Origin of the sequence: Candidatus Methylomicrobium oryzae (assembly GCF_016745425.1) — a bacterium.
In the GTDB taxonomy this organism is placed as follows: domain Bacteria; phylum Pseudomonadota; class Gammaproteobacteria; order Methylococcales; family Methylomonadaceae; genus Methylomicrobium; species Methylomicrobium oryzae.
This window is the reverse complement of sequence record NZ_JAERVK010000011.1, coordinates 182446-197680: the sequence shown is the minus strand read 5'-3', so window position 1 is coordinate 197680 and position 15235 is coordinate 182446. Positions and strand designations below refer to the sequence as shown.

The 15235-nt window shown below is 59.0% G+C and carries 14 protein-coding genes; 10 read left to right on the top strand and 4 right to left on the bottom strand.

All coding sequences use genetic code 11. The features are described from left to right. The first annotated feature begins 258 nt into the window (after positions 1–258). From JJL52_RS13835 to JJL52_RS13820, 4 genes are read left to right on the top strand one after another with little or no spacing between them, the layout of a single operon-like run. Positions 259–1416 carry an ABC transporter permease gene (locus JJL52_RS13835; RefSeq protein ID WP_202053073.1) on the top strand — a complete coding sequence of 386 codons (1158 nt, stop codon included), beginning with the start codon at positions 259–261 and terminating at the stop codon, positions 1414–1416. 2 nt (positions 1417–1418) lie between these two features. Further along, complete coding sequence (locus JJL52_RS13830) at positions 1419–2141, top strand: ABC transporter ATP-binding protein (RefSeq protein WP_202053072.1); 723 nt, start codon at positions 1419–1421, stop codon at positions 2139–2141. An 18-nt stretch (positions 2142–2159) separates the two neighbouring features. Continuing rightward, a complete protein-coding gene (locus tag JJL52_RS13825) occupies positions 2160–3143 on the top strand; it encodes an efflux RND transporter periplasmic adaptor subunit (protein WP_202053071.1) in 984 nt (327 codons plus the stop codon). Further along, positions 3140–4633: an efflux transporter outer membrane subunit gene (locus tag JJL52_RS13820; RefSeq protein ID WP_202053070.1), complete on the top strand. Its 1494-nt coding sequence runs from the start codon at positions 3140–3142 to the stop codon at positions 4631–4633. The genes JJL52_RS13825 and JJL52_RS13820 overlap by 4 nt, the downstream gene beginning before the upstream one ends. 18 nt (positions 4634–4651) lie before the next feature. On the opposite strand, the gene chrA is transcribed toward JJL52_RS13820, so the two are convergent. From chrA to JJL52_RS13800, 4 genes are all read right to left on the bottom strand, one after another. After that, entirely contained in the window at positions 4652–6010 is a 1359-nt protein-coding gene (gene chrA, locus JJL52_RS13815) for a chromate efflux transporter (RefSeq protein ID WP_202053069.1), read from the bottom strand. Between the two features lie 124 nt (positions 6011–6134). Next, positions 6135–6653, bottom strand: coding sequence for an O-acetyl-ADP-ribose deacetylase (locus JJL52_RS13810; RefSeq protein ID WP_202053068.1), 519 nt, complete (start codon positions 6651–6653; stop codon positions 6135–6137). A 74-nt stretch (positions 6654–6727) separates the two neighbouring features. After that, positions 6728–7339 carry an RcnB family protein gene (locus JJL52_RS13805; RefSeq protein ID WP_202053067.1) on the bottom strand — a complete coding sequence of 204 codons (612 nt, stop codon included), beginning with the start codon at positions 7337–7339 and terminating at the stop codon, positions 6728–6730. A gap of 166 nt (positions 7340–7505) precedes the next feature. Beyond that, positions 7506–8501, bottom strand: a complete 996-nt coding sequence (locus JJL52_RS13800) for an efflux RND transporter periplasmic adaptor subunit (RefSeq protein ID WP_202053066.1) — start codon at positions 8499–8501, stop codon at positions 7506–7508. Positions 8502–8698: 197 nt separating this feature from the next. Between JJL52_RS13800 and JJL52_RS13795 the strand changes: the two genes are divergently transcribed. The 6 genes from JJL52_RS13795 (at position 8699) to JJL52_RS13770 (ending at position 14418) form a co-directional block, all read left to right on the top strand. After that, positions 8699–8935: a TIGR02647 family protein gene (locus JJL52_RS13795; protein ID WP_202053065.1), complete on the top strand. Its 237-nt coding sequence runs from the start codon at positions 8699–8701 to the stop codon at positions 8933–8935. A gap of 48 nt (positions 8936–8983) precedes the next feature. Next, positions 8984–9673: an O-methyltransferase gene (locus JJL52_RS13790; RefSeq protein ID WP_202053064.1), complete on the top strand. Its 690-nt coding sequence runs from the start codon at positions 8984–8986 to the stop codon at positions 9671–9673. Positions 9674–9914: 241 nt separating this feature from the next. Continuing rightward, positions 9915–11003 carry a tRNA 2-selenouridine(34) synthase MnmH gene (gene mnmH, locus JJL52_RS13785; RefSeq protein ID WP_202053063.1) on the top strand — a complete coding sequence of 363 codons (1089 nt, stop codon included), beginning with the start codon at positions 9915–9917 and terminating at the stop codon, positions 11001–11003. Beyond that, complete coding sequence (gene selD, locus JJL52_RS13780; protein WP_202053062.1) at positions 10993–13257, top strand: selenide, water dikinase SelD; 2265 nt, start codon at positions 10993–10995, stop codon at positions 13255–13257. The genes mnmH and selD overlap by 11 nt, the downstream gene beginning before the upstream one ends. Positions 13258–13381: 124 nt before the next feature. Further along, positions 13382–13642 (top strand): hypothetical protein, encoded by a 261-nt coding sequence (locus JJL52_RS13775; RefSeq protein ID WP_202053061.1) that lies wholly within the window; start codon positions 13382–13384, stop codon positions 13640–13642. Positions 13643–13866: 224 nt separating this feature from the next. After that, positions 13867–14418, top strand: a complete 552-nt coding sequence (locus tag JJL52_RS13770; protein WP_236994252.1) for a response regulator — start codon at positions 13867–13869, stop codon at positions 14416–14418. Positions 14419–15235 lie beyond the last annotated feature (817 nt).

Below are 15235 nucleotides of genomic sequence, written 5' to 3'. Positions count from 1 at the left end.
CATTCTGCCTCAGGTCATGATAGCTAATCATGGCCGGGATTAAGATACAAGGGCGTTTTCGCGATAGCAAAACGCCAGCAGGCCTCAAAGCAATGGCGGATTGCCTGGCGGCGAATCCACCCTACAAGAGCTGAACTTAGCGTTAAATCATCTTCTCTACTAAAGTATTTATCCTGATTAAAATACTGCTCGTCAATGAGGAGCTAAACTACACGGATCAGGCCATGACCGAACACTTCGAATTCCCGACCCTAAAAAATGAATTACATTGCGCTAACCATGCTGATGGGCGACCGCGGAAAGTATCTCGGCATCGTGATGGGGCTGACCTTCGCCTCGCTGATCATGACCCAGCAGCCCGCCATCTTTCTCGGCCTGATGACCCGATCGTACAGCTTCATTTCCGACGTCGGCCTGCCCGACATCTGGGTGATGGACCCGAAGGTACAGTTCATTGACGACATCAAGCCGATGCAGGACACCGAACTGTATCGGGTGCGCGGCGTGTCCGGCGTCGCCTGGGCGGTGCCTTTGTATAAAGGGCTGATCAAGGCGCGCCTTTATGACGGGACTTTTCAAACCTGCAACCTGATCGGCCTGGACGATGCCACACTGATCGGCGGCCCGCCGGTGATGCTGACAGGAAGATTGGAAGACCTGCGCCGCAGCGACGGCGTAATCGTCGACATCGAGGGCGCGACCACCAAACTGGCCAAAGCGCCGGCGCAAGACGGAAAACCCGTGCCGCTGGCGATCGACGACACGCTCGAACTGAACGACCGGCGCGCGATCGTGGTCGGGATCGCCAAGACAACGCGCACTTTCCAGTCCCAGCCGGTCCTCTATACGACCTACAACCGCGCGCTGCAGTATGCGCCGCGGGAGCGCAAGCTGCTGTCGTTCGTGCTGGTCAAGGCCAAACCGGGCCAGAACATCGGCGAACTCACCCGCCGCATCCGCGAATCGACCGGCCTGGCCGCCTATACCCAGAGAGAGTTCCAGACGCTCACCTACGATTATTTCATGAAAAACACCGGGATCCCGATCAACTTCGGCATTTCGGTCGCACTCGGCTTCATTGTCGGCGCAGCGATCGCAGGCCAGACCTTTTATAACTTCACGCTGGAAAACCTCCGGCAGTTCGGCGTGCTGAAGGCAATGGGCGCGAGTAACGGCGTACTGCTCAGAATGATCCTGCTGCAGGCACTGCTGGTCGGCAGCATCGGCTATGGGCTGGGCGTCGGCCTGACCGCCCTGTTCGGCTTTACGATGCGCAATACGATTCTGGCGTTCAAGTTCCCCTGGCAATTGCTCGTGTTCAGCGGTGCGGGCATAACTTTGATCTGCATGTTCGCCGCCTTGCTGAGTATCCGCAAAGTGATCAAGCTGGAACCGGCGGTCGTGTTCAAAGGATGAGCATGAATGGCAATGGATTGGCCGTATGGTGCCAAAATGTCGTCAAAACCTATGCTGCCGGCTCGCAAAAAATCACCGCCCTGCAGGGTATCGACCTCGAAGTCCGCGTCGGCGAACTGATGATGCTGGTCGGCCCGTCCGGCTGCGGTAAGACGACCTTGATTTCCGTCATCGCCGGGATTCTGGACCAGGATTCGGGCCTGTGCAGCGTATTCGGCCAGGACCTGCTGAAATTGAGCAGCCGGGAAAAACTGAAGTTTCGCGCTGAAAATATCGGCTTCGTCTTTCAGGCTTATAATTTGCTGCCGACGCTGAGCGCGGCCGAAAATGTCTCGATTCCGCTGATCATCAACGGCATGGACCGCCACGAGGCGGTACGCAAGGCGAACTGTGTTCTGGAACAGGTCGGCCTCGGAAATCGCGCAGCCGCCTTGCCTTCCCAACTGTCCGGCGGCCAGCAGCAGCGCGTGGCGATTGCGCGCGCGCTGGTCCATGACCCGCGGCTGATCGTCTGCGACGAGCCGACCAGCGCGCTGGACCACGAAACGGGGCGGCATGTGCTCGAACTGCTGAAGTCGGTCGCGGTCGACAGCTCCAGGGCGCTGGTGATCGTGACCCACGACGCCCGCATTTTCGATTTTGCGGACCGGATTGCACAAATGGACGACGGGAAAATCGTCAAAGTGCAGCAATCCCGGACGGATGATGAGCAACGCCGAGTTTAACCCTTCACGGAATTAAGGATGCTACCCAAATATACTCTACCCGTGCTGGCCGCCGCCGGCTTCCTGTTCGGCGTATTCGAGGTGTTCACCAGCAACAAGCCGACGCCGGTCGCCCAGGCCGCAACCGAACCGGCCACTTCGCCTTATGCCTCGTTCATCGCCGGCGCCGGCATCGTCGAGGCGAAAAGCGAGAATATTGCGATCGGCACCCACTTGGCAGGCATCGTCAAGTCGGTCAACGTCAAAGTCGGCGACCGGGTCAAACGCGGCGATCTTTTATTTTCGATCGACGACCGTGCGGCACTGGCCGACCTGAGCGTGCGGGAAGCCGATCTGGCGCGGGCGAAGGCCGCGGTCGGCGAAGCGAAAGCCGGCGTCAGAGATGCCGCAGTACTGCAGCGCCTGGCCGAAAGCATCGAGGACCGCCGCGCGATCAGCACCGAAGAACTCGACCGGCGCCGGAACGCCACGCTGATTGCACAGCGCAGGCTCGACAGCGCCAAGGCGCAGGTGCTGCAGGCCGAAGCGGCGGTCAAAGAAAGCCGGACCACGTTGGATTTACTGCAGGTCGAAACCCCGATCGACGCCGAAATACTGCAAGTGAACGTGCGGCCGGGAGAATTCGCCCAGGCAGGTCCGCTTGCCACCCCGCTGATGCTGGTCGGCAATCTGGAAGACCTGCATGTCCGCGTCGATATCGACGAAAACGACGCCTGGCGCTTCCGTCGGGAAAGCAAAGCGGTCGCCTATTTGCGCGGCAACCGCCGGTTTCGGACCGACCTGACGCTGGCCTGGGTGGAACCCTTCGTCGTGCCCAAAAAATCGCTGACCGGCGACAGTACCGAACGCGTCGATACCCGGGTTTTGCAAGTGCTGTACAGCTTCGATCGCAATAAGATGCCGGTCTTTGTCGGGCAGCAGATGGACGTTTTCATCGAGGCGCCGGATGTCGGCCGTGAAACCGCGCCGCCCCCCACCGCTCTTCCCAAGCCGCCGGCATGAACAAAACGCTCTTGCTGATTTTCGCCGGGACGATGGCCGGCTGCACGGTCGGCCCGGATTATGTCCGCCCCCGAATGCCCGCGCCCGCCCAATGGAGCGAAAGCCCTTCTTCCCCGGATACGCTGCACAGCGATCAGGCCTGGTGGAAAACGTTCGGCGACCCGGCTTTGAACCGGTTGCTCGATGAAGCGGCCGCGACCAATCTGGATCTGAAACAGGCATTCCAGCGCATCCGGATCGCCCGCACCCAAAGGACACAGGCAGTTGCCGCCGGCCTGCCGACGCTTTCCGCGCACGGCAACGCTTCCCGCCGCCTGAACAGCTTCACTTCTTCAGCCGGAACGACAACCGCGGTCGGCGGCACGGCATCCGGTGGCGCGTTCGGCATCGGCAACAATCTGATCGATATCTTCCAGGCGGGCTTCGACGCGCAATGGGAACTCGACCTGTTCGGAGGCATCCGCCGGACCGTCGAGGCGGCGGAAGCAACTATCGAAGCCGAAATCGAAAACCGCCGCGCCCTGACGGTCAGCCTGCTCGGCGAAGTGGCCGGCCAATACGTTACGCTACGCGCCAATCAGCAGCTGCTGGCGGTGATTCGCGATAACCTGGCTACCCAGCAGGACACCCTGCATCTGACGCGGGAACGCCAAAAAGCCGGCCTCGCCTCCTATCTGGATGTGGCGCAAGCCCAGGCGCAGGTCGAGGCGACCGCAGCGGAACTCCCTTTCTACGAAAACCAGGTCAAACTGGCCCTGCACGCGTTGAGCGTGCTCCTGGACAGGGCGCCGGGCGAACTGACCCAACGCCTGCAGCGGCCCGCGCCGATTCCGCAGCCGGCCGAGCCGGTCTCCGCCGAACTGCCCTCGGAACTGCTGCGCCGCCGGCCCGACATCCTGAGTGCCGAACGAAGGCTGAAAGCCGCCAATGCGGACATCGGCGCCGCGGTTGCCGCCCAGTATCCGCGCATCAACCTGGCGGCCTTCATCGGCCTCCAGAATACCGACATCACCGATTTCACGATGCTCGGCAAATCGTGGTCGGCCGCTTCGACCCTGGCGTTTCCGATCTTCAACTGGGGCAGTATCCAGGCCAATATCGAAGGCAGGAAAGCACGCTATCAGGAGCTGGCGCATGCCTATCGCGCCACCGTTCTGAATGCTTTCAAGGAAGTCGAGGATGCGCTGGCTTCAATCGAACAGGAGCGGCGGCGCCAGGCGCAGCTGCAGCAAGCCGAAGCCGCCGAAAAACTGGCGCTGGACCTCGCCCGCGAACGCTACCTGAAGGGATTGACCGGTTTTCTTGACGTGCTGACCGCGGAACGGTCGCTGCTGGCCCGGCGGCAGGCCCTGATCGAAAGCCAGGCCCGGCTCGCCGGCCAACGGGTGGCGTTGTATAAGGCCCTGGGCGGCAGCTGGGAAGTTGCGGAGCCGGAAAACCGCCGGCAGCACAGTCAACTTTCGTTACCCCAAACCAGTCCCCTCTCTTAAGCAGCGCCGCCGAATCCGTCAGACCGCTCCCGCAGCCACAAGGTTAAAAACCAGCCCCGCCGCACCGCAGGCCGCAATCACCGAGATCACCCCGATCCGGTAGCGCAACAGCATCAGCAGCGCCGCCGCACCGATCAGCGCCGAGACATAATCGAAGCGGCCGGAAAAGCCGTTCGGCCAGAATACATGGAAGGCGAAGAACGCGGCAAGGTTCAGGATCACACCGACCACCGCCGCGGTGATGCCGGTTAACGGGGCGGTAAATTTGAGATTGCCGTACGTCGATTCGACCAGCGGGCCGCCGGCCAGAATGAACAGAAAACTCGGCAGAAAGGTAAAATAAGTCACCACGAAAGCTGCCGCCGCGCCCGCGAGAAAGCGCTGCTCCGGCCCGAGCAGCGCTTCGCCCCACCCGGCGACGAAACCGACGAACGAGACGACCATGATCAGCGGCCCCGGCGTGGTTTCGCCGAGCGCCAAGCCGTCGATCATCTGCTCGGGGCTCAACCACTGGTAATGTTCGACCGCGCCTTGGTACACATACGGCAACACCGCATAGGCACCGCCGAATGTCAACAACGCCGCCTTCGTAAAGAACCAGCCCATTTGTGTTAACGCATCGTCCCATCCATAGCGGGCGCAGAGCAAGCCCAAGGCGCCGCCCCACAGGATCAGCCCGATGACGATCACTCTAACGAGACGCCGCCAACCGAAACGGGCATGCTCCGGCGTCGGCGTATGATCGTCGATCAGCGCCGGCCCGTAATGCCGGTGCGCCGCGCCATGACCGCCTCCGACCGCAAAATGGTGCGGCGCCCGTTTGCCGCCGATCGCCCCGAGCAAGGCAGCACTCAAGACAATCAAAGGAAACGGCATATGAAGCAGGAAGATCGCCAGAAACGCCAGCGCCGCGATCGCCCAGAGCAGCACATTTTTCAGCACCCGCGCCCCGATTCGGTAAGCCGCGAACAGCACGATCGCGGTCACCGCCGGTTTGATCCCGTACAATACGCCGGCGACGACCGGAATCTGGCCGAACGCCAGGTAAATCCAGCTCAGGCCGATCAGTATCAGCAAGGAAGGCAACACGAACAGTCCGCCGGCGATTACTCCGCCCCAGGTCCGGTGCATCAGCCAGCCGATATAAGTCGCCAGCTGCTGCGCCTCGGGACCGGGCAGCAGCATGCAGTAGTTCAAGGCATGCAAATAACGCCGCTCGGAAATCCAGCGCTTATTCTCGACCAGATCGTGGTGCATGATCGCAATCTGACCGGCCGGGCCGCCGAAACTGATAAACCCGAGTTTAAGCCAATAGCCGAAAGCCTGGCGCAACGTGACAGGTTGGGGCGGCCTCTCGGCCGAATCGGGCGGATTCATCGGTTGTTTTCCTGATAAAAAACAGCCCGAGATTATAACCAAACCACTGTCAGAAAGCACAGCTTGCACCGTTTTTCCTCAAGACGTTCAAGCAGTCTCTAAACGGAAGCAAACGAGACGCAGATCATTTCATGCCTAATGAGAGCAGTTTGGCGTATACGGCCAGATCGGCCGCCGAGAAACAGCAGAAAATGACTTCTTCTATCGAAACCAGGCGGGCCACCGTAGCGGAGACGGTCCGATAAGCCACCTGCGCAGCCAGTTCGACCGGATAGCCGTAAATGCCGGTACTAATGCCCGGAAACGCCAGAGTACGGATATCATGGTCGGCCGCGATTTCCAGGCAACGCCGGTAGCACGATGCCAGCCGTTCGGGCTCATTCCGCGTCCCGCCCTGCCAGACGGGACCGACCGTATGAATCACATATCGAGCCGGCAGCCGATAGCCTCGAGTCAGCTTCGCATCGCCGACCTCGCAGCCGTCCAACAGCCGGCATTCCCGCAACAATTCGGGGCCGGCCGCGCGATGGATCGCACCGTCGACGCCGCCCCCGCCCAAGAGACTGCTATTGGCGGCATTGACGATCGCATCGACGGCTAAAACGGTGATATCGGCTTGTATCGCAGTCAGTTTTGCGGCCATGCCTCAGCCCCTACGGGAAAAAGTTCTGCTTAACATGCCCCCCTCGGCGATGCGGCCGAGGGAGGGAAAGACCGCTACCAGCCGCCACCTAGGTCGTAGATTGCATCCATCACCATCCCGGTGCCGATCGCAATCAATAGAATATCCGACGCCACGCGCACAAACCGATAGCCCGGCGGCGGATATCCCAAGCCCAAGACCACGGGCTGCGGCACGTCGTAAAAAACCACATCGCGCGGCAAAGGCCGGCCGATCGCCCATCTTCTTGCAAGGCCGGGCGGCACGCAACCGTTGCCTTTCTTCGCTAATCCCGGCGGGCAGCGGTAACCGCGGTATTGGTCGTAATAATAATTGTGCACGATCGTGCGGTGATTATCGACGAAATACCGGCCGCCGCTGTAACGAGGACGATCCACGTCCTTATAACGCGGCCCGTCCTTTCGGTCCGCATGTCTCTCGCGCCGGTAGTCCCGGTCGCCGTCCCAATCCCGCCGGCCGCCATCCCCGCCCTGGTGTTCCCTGCCCGAATAATCGCGCCGGTCTTGCCGCCGTTCGGCTTCGCGATTTTGTCCTCCGTGAGGCCCACCCGCCCAACCCGGCTTGTCCGCAAACGCAGGACCTGCCGTAAACAGCAACGCAACGGCCGCCAAAATGAAACATTTAGCCCGAAAATCCGATCGAATCATGACAATCTCCTCCCAATGAATTTACGATACTGAACCGGTAAGCCGTTCCAAAAACCCGGCAGGGGCTTTTGGATCAGGCCTTTTCTCTGGGTATCAGCATACACATTGCCGATGAACATCGGCTTAATGGAGGCTTGCGTTTATTTTCGGTCTCCGGGCAACGTAATCAATCGTCCTCGTCGGGGATTTGCGCACGAAACTCCTGCGACAGCAGCATTTGCCCGCCAACCGACACGATGTCTTCGCCCGCCTTCAACGCGTCCCGAACGAAATAGCCTTCGGGCGAAGGCAGGTAGTTTCCGATCAAGCGCCGGCTAAAGGCTTCCGGACCGGTTCTCACATACACGAACGGCTGATCCATCGACCAGACCAGCGCTGATGCGGGAATGGTAACGCCGTCTTCCTGCGCGTTGCCATCCGGCAGCCACACGCTGACCGTCATGCCGGGCCTGACCCTGCTGCCGGAGGTCCGAAAGAAATAACTGGTTCCCTGCACGGCCTGATCGATCTGGGGCGCGGGCGAGATATAGGCGGCAGCCTCGGCATTAGCGCGACTGCCTTCGGGATCGGCGAACGCCGCCGTATTCGGCAGCGGCAATGCCTTGCCGGCCGGCAGGGTGACCAGCAGCAGGGTTTCCTTGCCGCTCACGAAATCGCTCAACCGGTCCTTGCCGGCCTGAAATGCCCAATCGGCCAATTCGGTGCCCCACATCACCCGCGCCTCTTCGAGCACCGCATTGCTCTGGGCGCGCCGGGCCTCGAACTGCGCCTTGTCGGTCTGCCAGAACGACTGCTGCTCCTGCATGACCCGCTTGGCCGCGACCCCATGCCGGTATAATTCTTCGGTGCGGCGAATGCTCTGCCCGGACTGGGCGAGCCGTGCGCCGGCGCTTTTCTGCTCGGACAGCGCGACCCGGTATTGGCTCCTCAGCGCCAAGAGCGGCTGGACATTGACCGCTTTGCCGTAGGCGGTGAATTCCGGCTGATATTGGCTCGGTCGGACTTTCACGATCTCCAGGCCAGCCATTTTTTGTTTCTGCCGATCGAGACTGACGACCGGCATGCCTCCCGAATCGTCCTCCAAGGCCGGTTCCGCATCGCCGCCTTCCTCGGCATCGACAGCAGCCGCCAACGGTCCGCCAAACGCAAACAGCACGGCCATGAGAAGTAACGAACGGAAACGCATCGCGAACATCGAGTAAAAAGAGGATCAAGACGAAAAATCGATAGCATAGCCGGTATACCACCGTCCGTAAACCTGCCTAAGCCTCCGGCAAGCTCCTCAACGCTTGAACGGACGCCGCAAATTCGGGTTACAATGCCAACAGATTTTAATTTACCGAAAATGGAGCGTTTCCCGTGTTTTATACTCCCGAACTCGTCGATGAACTGAATGTGCTGGTTCGTTATAATCTGACCACCACGCAGGAAGGCATCAAGGTACATAAAAATGCCGACACCCAAGTGATCGAAGCAACCCGGCGCCTGTTTCGCAAAGGACTGGTCACGCACGAAGACGGCGGCTACCTGACCGCGCTCGGCCGCGAGACTGCCGAACAGGTCCAGGCCGTATTGGATATCCTGACCGCGGAGTGAAAAAAGCCCGGAGCCATCCCTTCTCATAGAGCCAGGAGAAAACCGCCGATGACCGATCGCACATCTTCCACACCGTCCAATCGTACCTCTATCGTTCCGGTCGATCCGGCGATCGAAAACTATATGCGCGGCTTGCTCGGCCGCACCGATACCCCTGTGTTGCGGGAGATGGAGGCCTTGGCCGTGCAGAGAAGTTTCCCGATCGTCGGGCGCCTGGTCGGGGTGTTTCTGGAGTCGCTGGCCCGATCGGTCAGCGCTGAGAGCGTGTTCGAGTTCGGCAGCGGCTACGGTTATTCGGCCTACTGGTTTGCCCGCGCCGTGGGCTCCGAGGGCCGGGTTGTCTGCACCGACGGCGATCCGCTGAACCGGTTCCAGGCCGAGCATTTTCTGAAAGCGGCGGGTTTATGGGAACGGATCGACTTCCATACCGGGTTGGCGCAGGACATTTTCACCCGCACCCACGAACCGTTCGATATTTGCTATAACGACGTCGATAAAGGCGATTATCCGGAAGTCTGGCGCCTTGCCAAAGACCGAATCCGCCCCGGCGGGCTTTATATCGCCGACAACGTGCTCTGGCACGGGCGCGTCGCAATGGATGAGTATACCGACATCGTACCCGGCTGGACCGAGGCGATACTCGAACACAATGCGCTGATTTTCGGCGATCCCGACTTCGACGCGTACATCAACCCGATCCGGGACGGCGTGCTTGTAGCGCGCAAAAAAACCGGATAAGGTAAGAATCCAGCCGGCGGCTATTCGCTGATCCTATCATTCTCTCACGGCATATTCCGCCAGGTCCGTTAGCCCGACGCGAACCGCCAATCGGCAACATAGCTTAAAATGCGCCGTTCCCTCCAATCGCTGCTGTTATAATCGGCCTCCGAGCCTAGGCTTCTCCGGAAGGACTGGAGCGTATCTCGTTCGGTCCACATTGATTAGGGTATTTTCCTTCCTGAACATGCTTCGCATCATAATGAATTCCTATCCCCTTGTCTCCGCCTCCGAAGCCTTCGGACTGCTGAGCACCGGCGGAAGCCTGGCTGCGATCGATGTCAGGTCCGAAGGCGAGTATGAAAAGGCGCATCTGATTCATACGGTCAATATGCCGATCCTTTCTGACGCGCATCGCCACGACGTCGGCCTGGCCTATAAAACCCAAGGCTCCGAAACGGCCAAAGCATTGGGGCACGAACTGGTCAGCGGCAACTATAAAGAAGCGATGATTCGCCGCTGGTGCGAGGCGATCGACCGCCATCCCGAGGCGCCGGCATTGCTGTTCTGCTGGCGAGGAGGGCTTCGGTCGCGGATTGCGCAAGACTGGATTTATCAAAACGGCCGTCGAGTGCTGCGGGTCGAGGGCGGCTATAAAGCGCTACGGCACGAAGCGCTGAAGATGCTGGACAATCCGGCGCCGTTCGTGGTGCTCTCTGGAATGACCGGCTCCGGCAAAACCCGCCTGCTGCACCGGCTCCTGAACATTGTCGATCTAGAAGCACTCGCCCATCATCGAGGCAGCGCGTTCGGAGCCCATTTCGGCACCGTTCAGCCGCAGCAGGCGACTTTCGAGAACAGTCTGGCGCAGGCGCTTTACCGAATGACGCCGAACGCCGTGCTGGAAGACGAAAGCCCGAACATCGGCCGCTGCCACGTGCCCGACGATTTCTATGCGCGGATGGCGGCTGCGCCGATGGCTAGGATCGAAATGCCGGTCAGGGAGCGGGCATTGGCCATTTACCGGGAATACATTCAAATGCCTCTGGCTGGCGGCACGCAGACAGAAGCGCTGGAACAGCGTTTTTCCATGAACATCGAAAGGATCCGAAACAAGCTCGGGGGGCTGGAATGCGACACAATCAAGAAGCGGCTGGCCCGGGCATTCGCGGCTGATGCGATACACGAAGACAGCCAGGAACTTCACCTCGACTGGATCGAACGCCTGCTGAGCATCTATTACGACAAGCAATATCTGTATTCGCTGGCGCTGAAGTCCCGCAAGACGCTGTTTCGGGGCGACTGGGAAGGCTGTCTCGATTTTTTGCAAAGGCTGCAGCATGAATCATAATCCGCCGCCGATCGTTTCCGACCTGGTGCTGCTCGGCGGCGGACACGCCAATATCCAGGTGCTGAAAAGGTTCGCGATGAACCCGATCGGCGGACTCCGAGTTACCCTGATCTCGGACCAGACCCATTCGCCCTATTCGGGCATGCTGCCCGGCTATCTGGCAGGCTATTATGACTACGAGGAATGCCATTTCGATCTGAGGCGGCTTTGCGAGGAACTCGGCCAGCGCTTCGTCAAAGCCAAAATCATCGGAATCGATCCGCAACTCAAAAAGGTTCGCTTGGAAGGCCGTCCCGAAATCGGCTATGACTGCGCATCGATCAACGTCGGGATTGCGCCCCGGTCGATCGGAAACCCGGCGACGGGATCGACCGAAAAACTGATCCCGATGAAGCCGATTTCGCAATTCATCGCCCATTGGGACCGGCTGATCGAAGGCCTGAAGGTTTACCGAGGCCGGGAGCCTTTAGCGCTGGCGGTGGTCGGCGCGGGCGCCGGGGGCGTCGAAATCGCAATCATCCTGAAAATGCTGATCGACCGGAACGGATGGCACGCTAAGGTCAGTCTGATCCATCGCCACGATTTTCTGGTCTCGGCCAAAGACGTCCGCGCGGGGAAACAGTTGGCTAAAACGCTCGATGCGGCGGGAATCAAAGTACTGCCGAATACCGAAGTGCTGCAATTGCAGGAAAGCGGCTTGCTGCTGAAAGACAATCAGGGCCGGCTTCGGAGCGAGGCGTTTTACCGGATATTGGTTGCGACCGAGGCGGCGGCGCCGCCGTGGTTTGCGGCTTCCGGCCTGGCGGTCGACCGGAACGGCTTCGTGAAAGTCGACGAAAAACTGCGCGTCGAAAACGGGGACGCGCTCTTCGCGGCCGGGGACTGTATCCATTTCACCCCTTCTCCGCTGAAAAAAGCCGGCGTGTACGCGGTCCGGCAAGGCGCGGTGCTCGAACACAACCTCCGCGCCTTTTTCACCCGCCAGTCCGCGCCGAAAATCTTTCGCCCGAAAAAACACGTACTGTCGCTGATTACGACCGGCGACCGCCAAGCGATCGTGCATCAGGACGACGCCTCGATCCTGCGCTGGCTGAGCCCTTCGCTGTTATGGCGCGTGAAGGACAGGATAGACCGACACTTCATGCGGCGTTTTCAGGCGCGTTCCTTCCCAGCGAAACCGCAACACTTCATCCGCGCGATGCCCAAGCCCAAATTCTCGCTGGTTCCCGACGATTGGCGGGACAATACCTGCGGCGGCTGCGGCAGTAAAGTGGCCGCTTCGGCGCTGGCGCAGAGCCTCGAAAAACTCGATATTCCCCCCGACGATGCCGTCTTGCTGGGCGCGAAAGACGGCGAAGACTGCGCGCTGACCCGCTTCGGCGAAAACAGGCTGTGCCTGCAAAGCCTGGACCAGTTCCGGTCGTTCATCTCCGATCCGTTCGTCTTCGGCCAGATTGCCGCCCAGCACGCGCTCAGCGACATCTATGCGATGGGCGGCGCCGCAAAGACCGCGCAAGTCGGCCTGACGCTGCCTCCCGCCAGCGAACGGATTCATCGGGAAGACATTTTTCAGATCATGTCCGGCGTGCTGAATAGTTTGACCCTAAGCGGCGTCTCGCTGGTCGGCGGCCATACCGGCGAGGGTGCGGAACTGGCGATTGCAGTGTCCGTCCAGGGCGAAGTCGAAGCGGAGAAAGTGCTGAGGAAACGGCTGACCCGCCCGGGCGATCGCTTGATCCTGACCAAACCGATCGGCACCGGCGTGCTCCTGGCCGCAAACATGCTGGCACAGGCAAACGGGAAATGGGTCGACGCGGCGCTGCTGAACATGCGGCAATCGAACCGGGCGGCACTGGAGGCGATCCGCCCTTTCGCGATCGGAGGCTGCACCGACGTCACCGGTTTCGGGCTGGCGGGCCATGCCTTCGAAATGATGCGCGATAATAGTACCTTGGGCGTCCAGCTCGTTTATCGGGCGATTCCGTTATTGGACGGCGTTGCCGAATTATTCGGAAAAGGTTACGCCGCCTCGCTCGCCGAACGGAACTTCCGGTCCGTGCAGCCAATCCTGGGCAGTAAAATCTCGCCAGCCACTCACCCGGCCCTGTTCGATCCTCAAACCAGCGGCGGACTGCTGTTTTCGATCCGGCCCGAGCAAACCGAAGCTTGTCTATCCGCGCTTCATCGCTCCGGTGTAATAGGAGCTGCCGTGATCGGCGAAGTAATCGGGCGCCCTCAAATGCTCTCAGTATGACCGCACGGCCAGAGCCCCGAAGCCGTCCTCTTAAAAAAGCCGCGTCCTCGGCCAGACGCCGTCTGTCCGGAAATCCGCGCCCAAACCGGTTAGTGTAGTTCCTCATATCTGGCACATTACCGTAATGGCGGAACAGGAAACCGATCAACTGATTCAACTGCGCCAGCAGCGGAAGGTACGCCAGCAAGAAGTCCCGCACTGCCTTTCCGGATGCGGCCTTTTCCTCGATCAGCGCCACATGACGGCTCGGGCGCATTGTATTCGGAATGCCGAAACGACCGGGCTGCATCCGGTTCGAGAGACCGACAGGGTTAATCTGCTTGCCGTCCTCGCTGCCGAGTTTGAGCTTTCTGTGCAAATCGAAACCGGCCGTATAGCCGCATGACAGGAAACGAACGGTAAAGGAGCATCGCCGTCAACGGCCGCCTAAGCCAGCCCGCGTATCTGCAATAAAATCAAAAAGTTGTAATTTTATGCCGGTGCATATCCTTCAACGCCCTCACTTGTCAGGAATTTTTCGTACCCGGCATTAAAATACAAAATTGCACAGATAACCTGTTCTTCCCTATAATCAACCCACTTTATACGTCTGTTTTCCAGGTCCGTCGTATGTCTATAAAAATTCAAGCGAACAACTCCAGAATCTTGGTGGTTGATGATGAACCCAATGTTTTACGATCGATTTCTCGGCTCCTGAAAGATTATCAGGTAACCTCCTTTCTCAATGGTGAAGAGGCGTTGGCTGCCGCTCTAAAGATGCCCTTTGATCTTGTTATCTCGGATTATCAGATGCCGGGTATGAACGGTGTGGAGTTCCTGACGTTTTTCAAAGCAATCCAGCCTGACACAGTCCGAATGATTCTTACCGCCTATGCGGATTTAAATAGTATCCAACACGCTATCAATGAGGCGGAAATTTTCCGTTTTATTAACAAACCCTGGAATCCTGTCGAACTCATAAACGCGGTAACGCGGGGCCTGGAGCATAAGCATATTCTTATGGAAAATAAGACATTGGCCGACGAAGTCAGAAGGCAGCGCCTCTTACTAGAGCAAAAGGAAGCCATACTCAATGCTTTGGAAGCCGAGGAACCCGGAATCACCAAAGTAAAATGGACAGAAGACGGTTCAATCATTATTAATTCAAGCAACTATGACTGATGCCCCACTGCTTGCCGAAATAAAATTTTTTCGCTTCGAAATATTCTGTTTTACAAAAAAAAGACCGACAATTATCCAAACCGATCGTGTTCCCTTTTCCTCGTTCCAATGCAATGATTTATTTTGCCGGAGCTCGATTTACTAAATCCCAGCCGTTTTCTTCTCGCCGGCCTGTTTGACTGAATAGGACGGTATTGAAATTCGACTCTCCGGGTCTTGCTGCATAAATCAATTAAATATCGATTTATTTGAATACCTCTGCAGCGTCAATATTTTCAGTTACTTGAAAAAATCAAAGGTGAATCTTTATTTATGTAACAAATCCGCTCCAATGTGGCAAATTTCGCACCGCTATTGTATCTTAACTGTCTTACTCCTAAACTAAGCGCCTAAAACCGGCTGCCGGCCCCCAAACCCGGTCGAGCAGCACGGGGCAATCCTTTTGCCGTCTTCGCCCGGCCCCGCATTTGCCGGCGTCCATTTTTTCCCGGCCCAGCCTCCGCCGCCTTGAAAACCCGCCGTACCACAGCGGCGCCCGATCCGTCGGCCGCCTACATGCTACCAAAGGATGCCCAAGTGCCATACCCTAGATTCAGTGAAACCCCGTTAGCCCTTTACCCAAGGCATGCGTGTCGCCTGGCGCCGGTTGCCGTCCCGGGCGGAACACGCAGGCTTCGCCGCCATCCCCGAAACATCCGCGGCACCACAACGCCGCTGCGGTACGAAACTCCGCCTTACGCCCAACCCGGCACCGGCACCCTACTGCGGTGCGGCCCGGCGGCTCCGGTTTGCCGGAACCCGGTGATGACTGAACCTG

Bases quoted from the DNA above. Each gene is read 5' to 3' on its own strand.
- selD (WP_202053062.1), top strand. From the start codon at position 10,993: ATGAATCATAATCCGCCGCCGATCGTTTCCGACCTGGTGCTGCTCGGC.
- mnmH (WP_202053063.1), top strand. From the start codon at position 9,915: ATGAATTCCTATCCCCTTGTCTCCGCCTCCGAAGCCTTCGGACTGCTG.
- JJL52_RS13770 (WP_236994252.1), top strand. From the start codon at position 13,867: ATGTCTATAAAAATTCAAGCGAACAACTCCAGAATCTTGGTGGTTGAT.
- JJL52_RS13820 (WP_202053070.1), top strand. From the start codon at position 3,140: ATGAACAAAACGCTCTTGCTGATTTTCGCCGGGACGATGGCCGGCTGC.
- JJL52_RS13790 (WP_202053064.1), top strand. From the start codon at position 8,984: ATGACCGATCGCACATCTTCCACACCGTCCAATCGTACCTCTATCGTT.
- JJL52_RS13775 (WP_202053061.1), top strand. From the start codon at position 13,382: ATGGCGGAACAGGAAACCGATCAACTGATTCAACTGCGCCAGCAGCGG.
- JJL52_RS13810 (WP_202053068.1), bottom strand. From the start codon at position 6,653: ATGGCCGCAAAACTGACTGCGATACAAGCCGATATCACCGTTTTAGCC.
- JJL52_RS13805 (WP_202053067.1), bottom strand. From the start codon at position 7,339: ATGATTCGATCGGATTTTCGGGCTAAATGTTTCATTTTGGCGGCCGTT.
- JJL52_RS13825 (WP_202053071.1), top strand. From the start codon at position 2,160: ATGCTACCCAAATATACTCTACCCGTGCTGGCCGCCGCCGGCTTCCTG.
- JJL52_RS13800 (WP_202053066.1), bottom strand. From the start codon at position 8,501: ATGGCCGTGCTGTTTGCGTTTGGCGGACCGTTGGCGGCTGCTGTCGAT.
- chrA (WP_202053069.1), bottom strand. From the start codon at position 6,010: ATGAATCCGCCCGATTCGGCCGAGAGGCCGCCCCAACCTGTCACGTTG.
- JJL52_RS13830 (WP_202053072.1), top strand. From the start codon at position 1,419: ATGAATGGCAATGGATTGGCCGTATGGTGCCAAAATGTCGTCAAAACC.
- JJL52_RS13835 (WP_202053073.1), top strand. From the start codon at position 259: ATGAATTACATTGCGCTAACCATGCTGATGGGCGACCGCGGAAAGTAT.